The organism is Vibrio sp. R11-SG3-ISO9 (assembly GCF_059834255.1).
On sequence record NZ_JCBDGU010000024.1, the window covers coordinates 58,360 to 70,658 of the forward strand.

The 12,299-nt window shown below is 46.3% G+C and carries 13 protein-coding genes; 12 read left to right on the plus strand and 1 reads right to left on the minus strand.

Features of this window, described 5'->3' with window-relative positions; translation table 11 throughout:
• The first annotated feature begins 455 nt into the window (after positions 1-455).
• The 8 genes from ftsB to rpoS all read left to right on the plus strand — a co-directional run bounded on the left by ftsB (position 456) and on the right by rpoS (position 6,457).
• The gene (gene ftsB, locus AC6R05_RS07190; RefSeq protein WP_032549794.1) at positions 456-737 is read left to right on the plus strand and encodes a cell division protein FtsB; all 282 of its coding nucleotides are present in this window, start codon (positions 456-458) and stop codon (positions 735-737) included.
• Positions 737-1,438 carry a 2-C-methyl-D-erythritol 4-phosphate cytidylyltransferase gene (ispD, locus tag AC6R05_RS07195; RefSeq protein WP_285468014.1) on the plus strand — a complete coding sequence of 234 codons (702 nt, stop codon included), beginning with the start codon at positions 737-739 and terminating at the stop codon, positions 1,436-1,438. Before ftsB ends, ispD begins: the two co-directional genes overlap by 1 nt.
• Positions 1,439-1,440: 2 nt before the next feature.
• Entirely contained in the window at positions 1,441-1,920 is a 480-nt protein-coding gene (gene ispF, locus AC6R05_RS07200) for a 2-C-methyl-D-erythritol 2,4-cyclodiphosphate synthase (RefSeq protein WP_285468016.1), read from the plus strand.
• Between the two features lie 22 nt (positions 1,921-1,942).
• Positions 1,943-2,989: a tRNA pseudouridine(13) synthase TruD gene (gene truD / locus AC6R05_RS07205; RefSeq protein WP_500647006.1), complete on the plus strand. Its 1,047-nt coding sequence runs from the start codon at positions 1,943-1,945 to the stop codon at positions 2,987-2,989.
• A gap of 39 nt (positions 2,990-3,028) precedes the next feature.
• A complete protein-coding gene (gene surE, locus AC6R05_RS07210) occupies positions 3,029-3,775 on the plus strand; it encodes a 5'/3'-nucleotidase SurE (protein WP_150893449.1) in 747 nt (248 codons plus the stop codon).
• The gene (locus AC6R05_RS07215) at positions 3,772-4,398 is read left to right on the plus strand and encodes a protein-L-isoaspartate(D-aspartate) O-methyltransferase (protein WP_150869276.1); all 627 of its coding nucleotides are present in this window, start codon (positions 3,772-3,774) and stop codon (positions 4,396-4,398) included. The genes surE and AC6R05_RS07215 overlap by 4 nt, the downstream gene beginning before the upstream one ends.
• A 32-nt stretch (positions 4,399-4,430) precedes the next feature.
• Positions 4,431-5,381, plus strand: coding sequence for a peptidoglycan DD-metalloendopeptidase family protein (locus AC6R05_RS07220; protein WP_150893453.1), 951 nt, complete (start codon positions 4,431-4,433; stop codon positions 5,379-5,381).
• A 95-nt stretch (positions 5,382-5,476) separates the two neighbouring features.
• Positions 5,477-6,457 carry an RNA polymerase sigma factor RpoS gene (rpoS, locus tag AC6R05_RS07225; protein ID WP_032549786.1) on the plus strand — a complete coding sequence of 327 codons (981 nt, stop codon included), beginning with the start codon at positions 5,477-5,479 and terminating at the stop codon, positions 6,455-6,457.
• An 84-nt stretch (positions 6,458-6,541) separates the two neighbouring features.
• On the opposite strand, the gene mutS is transcribed toward rpoS, so the two are convergent.
• Positions 6,542-9,103: a DNA mismatch repair protein MutS gene (mutS, locus tag AC6R05_RS07230; RefSeq protein WP_500647007.1), complete on the minus strand. Its 2,562-nt coding sequence runs from the start codon at positions 9,101-9,103 to the stop codon at positions 6,542-6,544.
• Positions 9,104-9,235: 132 nt separating this feature from the next.
• Between mutS and pncC the strand changes: the two genes are divergently transcribed.
• The 4 genes from pncC (at position 9,236) to tpx (ending at position 12,288) form a co-directional block, all read left to right on the plus strand.
• On the plus strand, positions 9,236-9,727 hold the full coding sequence (gene pncC / locus AC6R05_RS07235; RefSeq protein ID WP_500647008.1) for a nicotinamide-nucleotide amidase: 492 nt from the start codon (positions 9,236-9,238) through the stop codon (positions 9,725-9,727).
• A 140-nt stretch (positions 9,728-9,867) separates the two neighbouring features.
• Positions 9,868-10,905 (plus strand): recombinase RecA, encoded by a 1,038-nt coding sequence (gene recA / locus AC6R05_RS07240; protein WP_032549782.1) that lies wholly within the window; start codon positions 9,868-9,870, stop codon positions 10,903-10,905.
• Positions 10,906-11,441: 536 nt separating this feature from the next.
• The gene (locus tag AC6R05_RS07245) at positions 11,442-11,720 is read left to right on the plus strand and encodes a hypothetical protein (protein WP_285353069.1); all 279 of its coding nucleotides are present in this window, start codon (positions 11,442-11,444) and stop codon (positions 11,718-11,720) included.
• A 61-nt stretch (positions 11,721-11,781) separates the two neighbouring features.
• Positions 11,782-12,288 (plus strand): thiol peroxidase, encoded by a 507-nt coding sequence (gene tpx / locus AC6R05_RS07250; RefSeq protein ID WP_500647009.1) that lies wholly within the window; start codon positions 11,782-11,784, stop codon positions 12,286-12,288.
• Positions 12,289-12,299: the final 11 nt, after the last annotated feature.

Below are 12,299 nucleotides of genomic sequence, written 5' to 3' on the forward strand. Positions count from 1 at the left end.
AGCTCTAGGTTCTAAAGCTCCTCCTTTTTACAACGAAAGCGGTCTTTAAGAAGTTAAAGGTCAATAATCTCTCGTAGATTGTTAATCTAAGCTTTAAATGCCTCGCTAATGCGGGGCATTTTTTTGCCTGTAAAAAATGACGGGAGAAGCTCTAGGTTCTAAAACTCCTACTTTTGATACCTAGAATTCGTCATTCCCTAGACTGACGAAGGAAGGAGTCGGGAATCTCTTAATGTTAACTTCGATAGATTCCCAACTCAGTCGTCTTATCTTCTTGCGAATGACGAGAGTGGGTGGTGAATGAATCGGCGGCCTCTTTGTGACCATTAACGATTCTGTCCGATAATTCTGCTACTTATCGATTCCCTTACACCACATATCTCGCACCAATAAGCGCATTATGGTATATATGTGCCTTATTCTAGTTCCTTCTTTTCTAACCGGCGAAAGGTGTTATGCGAATCTTTGCTCTTGTCCTGCTGATCTTACTTGGCTGGCTGCAACACACATTGTGGCTCGGTAAAAATGGTATTTCTGATTACTACACAGTGAACAACGAAATCGACGTTCAAAGACAAGTTAATGAGAAGTTGCATACTCGAAATGCAGAAATGTTTGCTGAGATCGACGACCTTCGACAAGGGTTAGACGCCATCGAAGAGCGTGCTCGACATGAGCTCGGAATGGTGAAAGAAGGTGAAACGTTTTATCGCATAATTGGTGAGGAATCGCATTAATGTCGACTGATAAACAAGGTATTGTCGCGGTTGTACCTGCGGCTGGCGTAGGCAGTAGAATGAAGGCCGATCGCCCAAAACAATATCTGACGATTAACGCGATCACCATCTTGGAGCACACCGTCAACAAGCTACTTTCTCATCCTCAAGTGAGCAAGGTCGTGGTAGCCGTAAGTGAAGGTGACCCATATTTCCCTGAGCTGAGCTTGAGCCAACATCCAGATGTGGTGCGTGTTAAGGGTGGTAACGAACGAGCAGACTCGGTTCTGTCGGCTCTGAACTATATTCAAGAGAGCGGTTTGGGCGAGTGGGTCATGGTGCACGATGCGGCTAGGCCATGCATTCAACAAGGTGACATCGATAAGCTGATTGAAGCAGCATTGTCTCATCCGGTAGGTGGCATTTTGGCTGCCCCCGTTCGTGATACGATGAAACGTGGTGTTGATGGGGCGATTGATCACACTGTCGAGCGTGCAAACTTATGGCACGCATTGACGCCGCAAATGTTTCGAACTTTACCGCTGCAGCAAGCTCTAACAGAGGCTCTTGAACAAGGCGTGTCGATTACCGATGAGGCGTCTGCGTTTGAATGGAAAGGCGCATCACCAGCTCTGGTTGCTGGGCGCTCAGATAATTTTAAGGTTACTCAGCCAGAAGATTTAGCATTGGCTGAGTTCTATTTAAGTCAGAATAAGGAATAATGATGATTCGTATTGGCCACGGTTTTGATGTTCATAAATTTGGTGGTGAAGGCCCAGTGATTATTGGTGGCGTGAGCGTTCCTTATGAGCAAGGACTGGTTGCGCATTCAGATGGTGATGTGGCTTTGCACGCATTATGTGATGCGCTATTAGGCTCGATTGCCGCAGGCGATATCGGTCGTCACTTCCCAGACACCGATGATGAGTGGAAGGGAGCAGATAGTCGTGAGCTGCTTAAAGATGTTTACCGCCGCGTTAAAGAACAAGGTTATCAAGTCGGTAATGTGGACGTGACCATCATGGCACAAGCGCCAAAAATGGCCCCGCACATTGATGCAATGTGCCAAGCGATTGCTGAGGATCTTGAAACAGATATTGGCAACGTGAATGTAAAAGCGACAACAACTGAGCGTCTTGGTTTTACCGGACGCAAAGAGGGCATTGCAAGCGAAGCAGTCGTCCTAATTACTAAAAGTGCGTAAGCACCAAAACGAAAAGAACAGCATGTCAGATATTCTATCTTCATTTGCCTATTTGAATGGCAAGCCGACGGCACAAGCTAAACTGAAAGCGAAGGCCGAGCATTTTGTGGTTATCGAAGACTTAGGTTTCGAATTCACTGGAGAAGGTGAGCACCTAATGGTGCGTATCCGCAAAACCGGTGAGAACACCAGCTTTGTTGCCAATGAACTGGCAAAAGCATGTGGCGTTAAATCGAAAGACGTGAGCTGGGCGGGTCTGAAAGACCGTCATGCAGTGACTGAGCAATGGTTGAGTGTTCACCTACCAAAGGGGGATACGCCAGACTTTACAGCTTTCTTAGCTCAGTACCCAAGTATTGAGATCTTAGCGACGGCACGCCACAACAAAAAGCTGCGCCCAGGCGACCTAGTTGGTAACCAATTTGAACTGACTCTGTCTGAAGTGACTGACACCGCTGATGTGGTCAATCGCCTTGAGAAAGTGGCTCAGCTAGGTGTACCGAACTATTTTGGTGCTCAGCGTTTTGGCAATGAAGGTAATAATTTGTCTGAAGCTCGTCGCTGGGGGCGTGATAATGTGCGTACACGTAACCAGAACAAGCGTAGTTTATATCTATCTGCAGCTCGCTCTTGGATTTTCAATCGCATTTTGTCAGAGCGTATTGAACAGAACGTGTTTAACTCAGCAATTCTTGGCGACGTCGTTTTCAGCGCTGGTGAGCAACTGTTGGCAACGGCTGAAAACATTGAAGCGTTGAACTTGGCGATTGAGAAAGGCGAAGCGCAGGTTTCTGTAGCCATGGCTGGCGACAATGCATTGCCGACACAAGAGAATGCACTCGCTCTTGAGCAGAAGCACCTTGATGACGAGCCAGATTTAATGGCGCTCATTCGCGGAAACCGTATGCGTCATGATCGTCGTGAAGCTTCTCTTAAACCACAACAGCTCTCATGGGAAGTGGATGGCGACAACATCACACTTAAGTTCTCATTGGATGCAGGTTGCTTTGCGACAGCGATTGTTCGTGAGCTAGTGGAAGAAGTGGCTGTAGAGCGACAATACCCGTAGTAAAGGCGTAAATTGGACGGATATAAGAAAGGATACAGAATGAAGATTTTACTCAGCAATGATGATGGCGTTCATGCTCAGGGTATTCATGCCCTAGCTGATGAGTTACGCGACCTTGCTGACGTTATTATCGTTGCACCTGACCGTAATCGCTCGGGTGCGTCGAATTCATTAACGCTTGAGCAGCCTCTGCGCGTTCAAGAAATCGCAGCTAACACTTACTCTGTGCAAGGTACACCGACGGATTGTGTGCACTTTGCATTGAATGAGCTGCTTAAGGATGATATGCCTGATTTAGTGCTGACTGGCATTAATCATGGAGCAAATCTAGGCGATGATGTGCTCTATTCAGGTACCGTTGCCGCAGCGATGGAAGGGCACTTTTTAGGTGTACAGTCAGTCGCGTTCTCTTTGGTAGGCAAACAACATTTTAAAACCGCCGCTCTTATTGCACGCCAAATCGTTGAACAGCACTTAGCTCGACCGATCCCAACCAATCGTTTGTTGAACGTTAATGTTCCAGATGTTGCTGTTGGTGATCTTAAGGGAACACAGGTGACGCGCCTTGGTGCTCGCCATCATTCTGAAGACATGATTAAGCAGAAAGATCCAAGGGGTCATGATATCTACTGGTTAGGTCCTCCAGGTAAAGAGCAGGACGCAGGACAGGGAACAGATTTCTATGCGATAGAGCATGGCTTCGTTTCAGTGACGCCGCTGCAGGTTGATCTAACAGCTCATGAATCTTTAGGTGCCATGTCGCAGTGGCTAGGAGAGCGCCAATGACTAACCCTCACGCACACCGCTTAGTCAGTTTCTTGATTGAGAGTGGTATTCGAGACCAAAAGGTTCTGGATGCGATTTTTCGTTTGCCTAGAGAGCGTTTTCTATCGCAGGCGATGTATCACCAAGCTTATGACAATAATGCACTGCCTATTGGACAAGGTCAGACGATATCTCAACCTTATATAGTGGCGAAAATGACGGAACTGTTGGAACTTCAACAGACTAGCCGCGTCTTAGAGATTGGAACTGGCTCGGGGTACCAAACGGCGGTATTGGCTCAGTTAGTCGATCATGTTTATTCTGTTGAGCGTATCAAGTCATTACAGTGGGATGCGAAAAGAAGGCTCAAGCAGCTTGATTTTTATAACATTTCCACGAAACATGGCGATGGCTGGCAAGGGTGGGCTGCGAAAGGCCCATTTGATGCCATCATCGTAACGGCAGCTGCTGAATCAATCCCTCAAGCGCTTTTAGAGCAATTGAGTGATGGTGGACGTTTACTGATCCCGGTTGGGGACAACGAGCAACAACTGTTAAAAATTACCCGCCAAGGTGACGAGTACCTTTCAGAAACGATTGAGATGGTACGTTTCGTTCCTTTGGTTCCGGGTGAATTGGCGTAACAAAACTATTGGTGTAGATGGATAACAACTGAATGCGTTCACAGTTTTCAAAAGGGATAGCGATATTGTTGAGTTGCGTACTAGCAGGGTGCGCAGCGAATTCCCCTGCACCTGTATCAAACCTGAACAAAGATTACTCCACCATTGAGCGTGGCAGCTATCGTGGCAGTTATTATGAAGTTCAGAAAGGCGATACCCTCTACTTTATCGCTTATTTGACCAACAAAGATGTCAATGACCTGATTCACTACAACGATCTCTCTGCGCCTTATACTATCCATCCAGGGCAGAAGCTTAAGTTATGGCGTCCGTCATACAAGGCTCCTGCTTATGGCAAGTCGGCGGCCGTTGCCAGCGTTACCCCTGCACCTAAACCAGCACCGGTGGTTCCCGTTGTGAGCACACCGAGCTCCTCCAGCTCGAAATCCTCTAAGCCAGCGACCACTAAAGCTGAACCTGTGAAGAGTAAAAACTCTAAACCGGCACCTGTGCAGTCAACGGCGAAAACGGTTAAAAAAGATCCACCAAAGAAGGTTGAACAATCGAAGCCAAAGGAGTATGTTGGTTCTAAAGGTAAACAGAATGTTACAACCGCCAGCAAGCCAACTAACGATAAAGTATCGAAATGGTTATGGCCAACCAAAGGGAGAGTAATCAAGAATTTCTCTGTAGGTGAACAAGGAAATAAAGGCATCGACATAGCAGGACAGCGTGGTCAGCCTATCGTATCTACTGCAGGGGGAACGGTTGTTTATTCGGGTAATGCACTCAGAGGCTACGGCAATCTCGTGATTGTAAAGCATAATGACAACTACTTAAGTGCATACGCGCATAACGATCGACTATTAGTATCTGAAGGGCAAAGTGTTAAACCAGGACAGAAAATTGCCACAATGGGAAGTTCTGGAGCCAAAAGCGTTAGGCTGCACTTTGAGATTCGTTACCAAGGTAAATCCGTGAATCCAAAACGTTATTTACCTTAATATGAGTGCCGCAATGGTACTTGTATAAAGTGACATAGTCATTTAGCGACATTTGAAGTTGTAATGTCTTGCTAATATCGCCAGGGGGAGGCGTTATGAGTATCAGCAATGCAGTTATTAAAGAAGAGTTCGAACTTGACCAAGAGACCACGGAGTTGGCAAACGTTGAGCAAGGCGAACAAACCGTCACTAAAAAAACAGAAGCAAAAGAAGAAGTCGAAGTGACTTCGAAAAGCCTAGATGCAACTCAGTTGTATTTGGGTGAAATTGGCTTCTCACCACTCTTAACCGCAGAAGAAGAAGTGCTTTATGCTCGTCGCGCATTACGCGGAGACGAAGCTGCTCGTAAGCGCATGATCGAAAGTAACCTACGTCTTGTGGTCAAAATTTCACGTCGTTACAGCAACCGTGGCTTAGCTCTGCTTGATCTTATCGAAGAGGGTAACCTAGGTTTGATCCGTGCTGTTGAGAAGTTCGATCCAGAACGAGGCTTCCGCTTTTCTACTTACGCAACATGGTGGATCCGTCAAACGATCGAACGTGCGTTGATGAACCAAACGCGTACTATTCGTCTGCCAATTCATGTTGTGAAAGAGCTAAATATCTACCTGCGTACCGCTCGTGAGCTATCACAAAAGCTTGATCATGAGCCAACAGCGGAAGAGATCGCGACCAAGCTAGATAAGCCGGTGAGCGACGTAAGCAAAATGCTACGCCTTAATGAACGTGTAAGCTCAGTCGATACACCAATCGGTGGTGACGGCGAGAAAGCGCTACTGGACATCATTCCAGACGTAAACAACTCAGACCCAGAAGTGTCGACTCAAGACAGCGATATCAAAACATCACTGATCTACTGGTTAGATGAACTGAATCCTAAGCAGAAAGAAGTGCTTGCACGTCGTTTTGGGCTTCTTGGTTACGAGCCATCGACTCTTGAAGAAGTCGGTCGTGAGATCAGCCTAACTCGTGAGCGTGTGCGCCAGATTCAAGTAGAAGGTCTACGTCGTTTAAGAGAAATCCTGATCAAGCAAGGCTTGAATATGGAAAATCTATTCAACGTCGAAAACGATTAGTCTAGATCTAGAAATGCCCAATAAAAACGCTGACTCAATGTCAGCGTTTTTGTTTTTATCGAGGTTAGAGAGAATTACTTTTGACTAGAGAAGTTTCTTTAGGCGGTACAACTCTTCCAGTGCTTGGCGTGGTGTTAGATCATCTGGATCAACGTTTGCTAGCGCTTGCTCTACTTCACTTGGCTCTGGGATAAGACTAAGTTGATTCGCAATATCGACACCGCTTGGTTTTGCTGTAGGTGTCTCAGCACTTAGCGCTTCAAGTTGGGTGAGCTTAGCTCGTGCATTCTTAATTACAGCTTTTGGTACTCCCGCAAGCCCAGCTACTGCAAGACCGTAAGATTTGCTTGCTGCACCTTCTTGAACTGCGTGCATGAAGGCAATGCTGTCGCCATGTTCAACGGCATCCAAGTGAACATTCGCCAAGGTTGGGATCTGGTTTGGTAGTTCAGTCAGTTCGAAGTAGTGAGTCGCAAACAGCGTCATCGCATTGATTTGATTTGCTAACCACTCCGCGCTTGCCCAAGCCAGTGATAGGCCATCATAGGTGCTGGTACCACGACCGATCTCATCCATCAGAACCAAGCTGCTTGGTGTTGCGTTATGCAGAATGTTCGCTGTTTCTGTCATTTCTACCATGAAGGTTGAACGACCAGATGCAAGGTCATCAGATGCACCAATTCGAGTGAAGATACGATCGATAGAGCCAATGGTTGCACTCTCTGCAGGAACGTAACAACCAATATGAGCCATTAGTGCGATCAACGCAGTTTGACGCATATAGGTCGATTTACCGCCCATATTTGGACCTGTGATGATCAGCATCTTACGTTGATCATTCAAGTCAATCGGGTTGGCAATGAAAGGTTCGTCCATCACCTGTTCAACCACAGGGTGACGACCCGCTTGAATGTGAACGCCAGGCTCCTTGTCTAGAGTAGGGCGACAGTAATCTAAAGTATCAGCACGTTCAGCTAGGTTTTGAAGAACGTCTAATTGCGATACAGAAGAGGCAATGTTCTGCAGTTGTTCTAGGTGCGGCAATAGTAGGTCGAATAGTTCTTCCCAAAGCTGCTTTTCAATCGCTAGTGCTTTAGATTTTGAGTTCAGAACCTTGTCTTCGTGCTCTTTTAGCTCAGGGATAATGTAGCGCTCAGCGTTCTTCAACGTTTGGCGGCGTACGTAATGAGGTGGAACCAAGTGGCTTTGACCACGGCTCACCTGAATAAAGAAGCCGTGTACGTTGTTGTAGCCAACCTTTAGCGTATCAATCCCGTGACGTTCACGTTCTTCCGCTTCGAGTTTGTCTAAGTACTCTGTTGCACCGTCTGCAAGGTCGCGCCACTCATCTAGCTCTGCGCTGTACCCTGCAGCAATTACTCCGCCATCGCGAATCACAACTGGTGGGTTCTCTTTGATCGCACGAGTAAGCAGCTCAGACACTTCTTCAAAAGGTGCAGCATATTGTGCAAGCTGAGTCAGGTATGGATGAGAGACTTGTTCTAGTGTATCTGCAAGTTCTGGAAGGTAGTCCATCGCTTGACGCAGGCGGGCCATATCACGCGGACGTGCAGAGCGAAGAGCTAATCGAGCAAGGATACGCTCAATATCACCAATCTGTTTCAGTGTTGGCTGCAGCTCTGTGAATAGAGCTAAATCTTTCATCTCACCAATTGCATCTAGGCGTTGGTCGAGAGCGGCGATATTGCGCATCGGCTGATGTAACCAACGCTTGAGCATACGGCTACCCATTGGCGTAGCTGTGTGATCGAGTACTTCTGCCAGCGTGTTGTCAGTGCCACCTGCAAGGTTATGAGTGATCTCTAGGTTGCGACGAGTCGCTGCATCTAAGATTACAGAGTGATCTTGGCGATCATAAGTCAGTGAGCGAATATGCGGCAGAGCGGTACGTTGGGTATCTTTTACATATTGGATCAAACAACCCGCAGCACATAGACCAAGTTTGGCATGTTCCACACCAAAGCCGACGAGGTCGCGGGTACCGAACTGTTTGTTGAGTTGCTGCTTGGCCGTATCTAATTCAAATTCCCATACTGGGCGACGGCGGTTACCGTTACGGTTCGCCATCAACTCTACAGGTTCGAAGTCTTCTGGGAAGAGCAGCTCCCTTGGTGAAGTACGTTGTAGTTCAGCGGCCATTGACTCTTCGGTCTCTGGTTCCGAAAGTTGGAAGCGACCTGAAGTGATATCCAAAGTTGCGTAGCCAAACTTACCGTTGTGGTGATAAATCGCAGCAATCAGATTATCAACGCGCTCAGAAAGAAGGGCTTCATCGGTCACTGTACCCGGTGTCACGATGCGCACAACGGCACGCTCTACAGGGCCTTTTGATGTTGCCGGGTTGCCAATCTGTTCACAGATAGCAACAGACTCACCGAGTTGAACCAGTTTAGCGAGGTAGCCTTCTACAGCGTGAAACGGCACGCCCGCCATTGGAATTGGTTCGCCTGCAGATGAGCCGCGTTTAGTTAGGGAAATATCAAGGAGTTGAGAGGCTCTTTTGGCATCATCATAGAAAAGCTCGTAGAAATCTCCCATGCGGTAGAAAAGCAGGATCTCTGGATTCTCTGCTTTGAGTTTTAGGTACTGCTGCATCATGGGAGTATGTTTTTGATCGGCTTTCACTGTTAACTTCTTTCGTTTATTTCTATTGCGGCTTAGGATACGTGAAAGCGATACCTGCGAAAAGCGGCGCAAGCGATAAAGATTCAAATTCACTCATGTAGAAACCATGCAGAAACAATGGAGTTTGTCACCATGTCATCGATTCAACAACTCAGCGAAAAACTCGGCCAGCTTTTATTAAATAATCAGCACGTTTTGGTCACGGCAGAGTCGTGTACTGGTGGTGGCGTTGCAAGTGCAATCACAGATATAGCCGGTAGCTCAGCGTGGTTTGACCGTGCTTTTATCACTTACAGTAATGAAGCCAAACAAGAGATGATTGACGTGCAAGCTGCAACGCTGGAAGCGCATGGGGCAGTCAGTGAGGCTGTGGTGGTTGAAATGGCGCAAGGCGCGTTGGCGCTCTCTAATGGCACGATTGCCGTATCGATCAGTGGTATTGCAGGCCCTGGCGGAGGCAGTGAAGAGAAGCCAGTCGGCACAGTCTGTTTTGCTTGGGTTGCAAACAATGGTTGGAAAAAAGTAGAAACGCATGTATTTGCGGGTGATCGATCACAAGTACGACAACAAGCGACCGCCTGTGCGCTTGAGGTTATTTATGATTACCTGTTGGAAGAGAAGTAACAATTGTACAAATAATTTTCATACAGGTATGGACACTGTATGAATCAACAGTATAATAAACACCAATTAGTCACCCCTATGTGGGTTAGAAACAGATTCTAAATCGCTTGTTATAGACAACCGATTATGTGGAGATAGTAATGGACGAGAATAAACAAAAAGCGTTAGCCGCAGCCCTTGGTCAGATTGAAAAGCAGTTTGGTAAAGGCTCTATCATGCGTCTTGGTGACAACCGCACAATGGATGTAGAAACGATTTCTACTGGCTCGCTATCTCTAGATATCGCACTAGGTGCTGGTGGCCTACCAATGGGTCGTATCGTTGAGATCTACGGTCCAGAATCATCAGGTAAAACAACACTAACACTAGAGCTTATTGCAGCAGCTCAGCGTGAAGGTAAAACGTGTGCATTCGTCGATGCGGAGCACGCACTAGACCCTATCTACGCTCAAAAACTGGGTGTTGATATCGATGCACTTCTTGTTTCTCAACCAGATACTGGTGAGCAAGCACTAGAAATCTGTGATGCGCTAGCGCGTTCAGGTGCGATTGACGTTCTTGTTGTCGACTCAGTAGCAGCATTGACACCGAAAGCGGAAATCGAAGGCGAAATGGGCGACAGCCACATGGGTCTTCAAGCACGTATGCTTTCTCAAGCAATGCGTAAGCTAACGGGTAACCTTAAGCAATCTAACTGTATGTGTATCTTCATCAACCAAATCCGTATGAAGATCGGTGTTATGTTTGGTAACCCTGAGACGACGACTGGTGGTAACGCACTTAAGTTCTACGCATCTGTTCGTCTTGATATCCGTCGTACTGGCTCTATCAAAGAGGGCGACGAGATTGTTGGTAACGAAACTCGTATCAAGGTTGTTAAGAACAAGATTGCTGCACCATTTAAGCAAGCAGAAACTCAAATCCTATACGGCCAAGGTTTCAACCGTGAAGGTGAGCTGATCGACCTAGGTGTTAAGCACAAGCTAATTGAAAAGGCAGGTGCTTGGTACAGCTACAACGGCGATAAGATTGGTCAGGGTAAAGCGAACGCTGGTAAGTTCCTTCGTGAGAACCCAGAAGCAGCGAAAACTATCGATGCTAAACTTCGTGAAATGCTACTGACCCCAGCTCAGCCTGAAGAGCCCGAGACTGGCGAAATGCCACAAGAAGAGCTGTAATTTATCTTCAGCCTGATATTGAAAGCCTCGCTTATGCGGGGCTTTTTTATGTCCGTTACCCTTAGTTGTTATTTCTCCTCTGCATCTTATTAAGTTTTTCTACCCCACTACTAAAAACTCACGGCTACTGCCGGAGAACTCCAGGCTTTGTCTTGCTTAGCTTTGCTTACTGTCGTGCCTTTGTTGACTGTCATATCTTGCTAGGAATTTGTTTCCTCTATTGCATTGTGCTGAGAACAGGAAAACAAAATTCTATGTCGTACTTTTCTTCGTGCAGATTTAATCACAATGAAACACCTTAGTCAGATTTGAGTGAAAATCTATTTCAATATTTATCAGTGTCTTACGTTGATGATTTTGTTGGTCGTTACATTTTTATGCGCTGATGTTTTAGTAAGGTGTGATGTTTTATCCGTCATTACATTTTGCTTTGAGAAAGGTTTGTGGCTCGGCGTTATATCGAGTGATAAATTTTTTCCACGATTTGAGGTTACTGATAGTTAAGTTATTAATTTGTTTTGTTAATAGGTAAGAGAATGTCAAAGATTAAGAAAAAAGACGCAGAGTTGGCGACGCATTTGCTAGAGGAATATCGAACGATGACGTCGATCGAATCCTTTCAACTGGATGTGCTGCAAAGCCTAGTCAAAGTGCTGTCTGCAAACATTAAATCACTGGACGATAATGACCGTGCCGTCTTATTGAATCTTGCCAAGCAGCACATCGATGTAGAAATGGACTTTTCACAATCTGTTGGTTTCGATGATGCGCTACCAAAGCTGAGCGAATTTAAAACTGTTATTAACGTCACTTAAACAGCACGAGAAAAATAAAACAGATGACTTATTGAGTCGTCGGCAATCAAAAGGATAAATCATGAATAAAGTTACATTTCTTGGTGAAGAAGTTGTATTGGCAGGTAATTTCCCTAGTAAAGGCGAGCAACTAGTGACACCTGAATTGTGTACTGTGTCGCTTAACCCAATGACAATCTCTGATGTAGACAGCAAGTATAAGCTGATCTACCTATTTCCGAGTATCGATACTCCAGTATGCGCGGCAACGACCAAGAGCCTATCTGAACTGGCGCAACTAAACCTGAAAGATGTTTCGGTTTACACTGTGTCAGCGGATCTGCCATTTGCTCTGGCGCGCTACAATGAAGCGTCTGAGATTGCGAACGTTGAGCACCTTTCTGTGTTTAAAGATGCAGCTGCGCTGAACGCATTCGGTGTTGAAATTAAAGACCATGCACTGACCGGTCTAGCATCACGAGCGGTTATCCTATTGGATAGCGAAAACAAAGTGATTCACAGTGAGCTCGTTAGCGAAATCACTGAAGCGCCTAACTTCAACCTAGTCGTTGAAGCGATTCAAGGCTAATTAGTTCTTAT

What these genes read in the sequence shown, in the direction of transcription:
- ftsB (WP_032549794.1), top strand. Translation starts at nt 456, where the DNA reads ATGCGAATCTTTGCTCTTGTCCTGCTGATCTTACTTGGCTGGCTGCAA.
- ispD (WP_285468014.1), top strand. Translation starts at nt 737, where the DNA reads ATGTCGACTGATAAACAAGGTATTGTCGCGGTTGTACCTGCGGCTGGC.
- ispF (WP_285468016.1), top strand. Translation starts at nt 1,441, where the DNA reads ATGATTCGTATTGGCCACGGTTTTGATGTTCATAAATTTGGTGGTGAA.
- truD (WP_500647006.1), top strand. Translation starts at nt 1,943, where the DNA reads ATGTCAGATATTCTATCTTCATTTGCCTATTTGAATGGCAAGCCGACG.
- surE (WP_150893449.1), top strand. Translation starts at nt 3,029, where the DNA reads ATGAAGATTTTACTCAGCAATGATGATGGCGTTCATGCTCAGGGTATT.
- AC6R05_RS07215 (WP_150869276.1), top strand. Translation starts at nt 3,772, where the DNA reads ATGACTAACCCTCACGCACACCGCTTAGTCAGTTTCTTGATTGAGAGT.
- AC6R05_RS07220 (WP_150893453.1), top strand. Translation starts at nt 4,431, where the DNA reads ATGCGTTCACAGTTTTCAAAAGGGATAGCGATATTGTTGAGTTGCGTA.
- rpoS (WP_032549786.1), top strand. Translation starts at nt 5,477, where the DNA reads ATGAGTATCAGCAATGCAGTTATTAAAGAAGAGTTCGAACTTGACCAA.
- pncC (WP_500647008.1), top strand. Translation starts at nt 9,236, where the DNA reads ATGTCATCGATTCAACAACTCAGCGAAAAACTCGGCCAGCTTTTATTA.
- recA (WP_032549782.1), top strand. Translation starts at nt 9,868, where the DNA reads ATGGACGAGAATAAACAAAAAGCGTTAGCCGCAGCCCTTGGTCAGATT.
- AC6R05_RS07245 (WP_285353069.1), top strand. Translation starts at nt 11,442, where the DNA reads ATGTCAAAGATTAAGAAAAAAGACGCAGAGTTGGCGACGCATTTGCTA.
- tpx (WP_500647009.1), top strand. Translation starts at nt 11,782, where the DNA reads ATGAATAAAGTTACATTTCTTGGTGAAGAAGTTGTATTGGCAGGTAAT.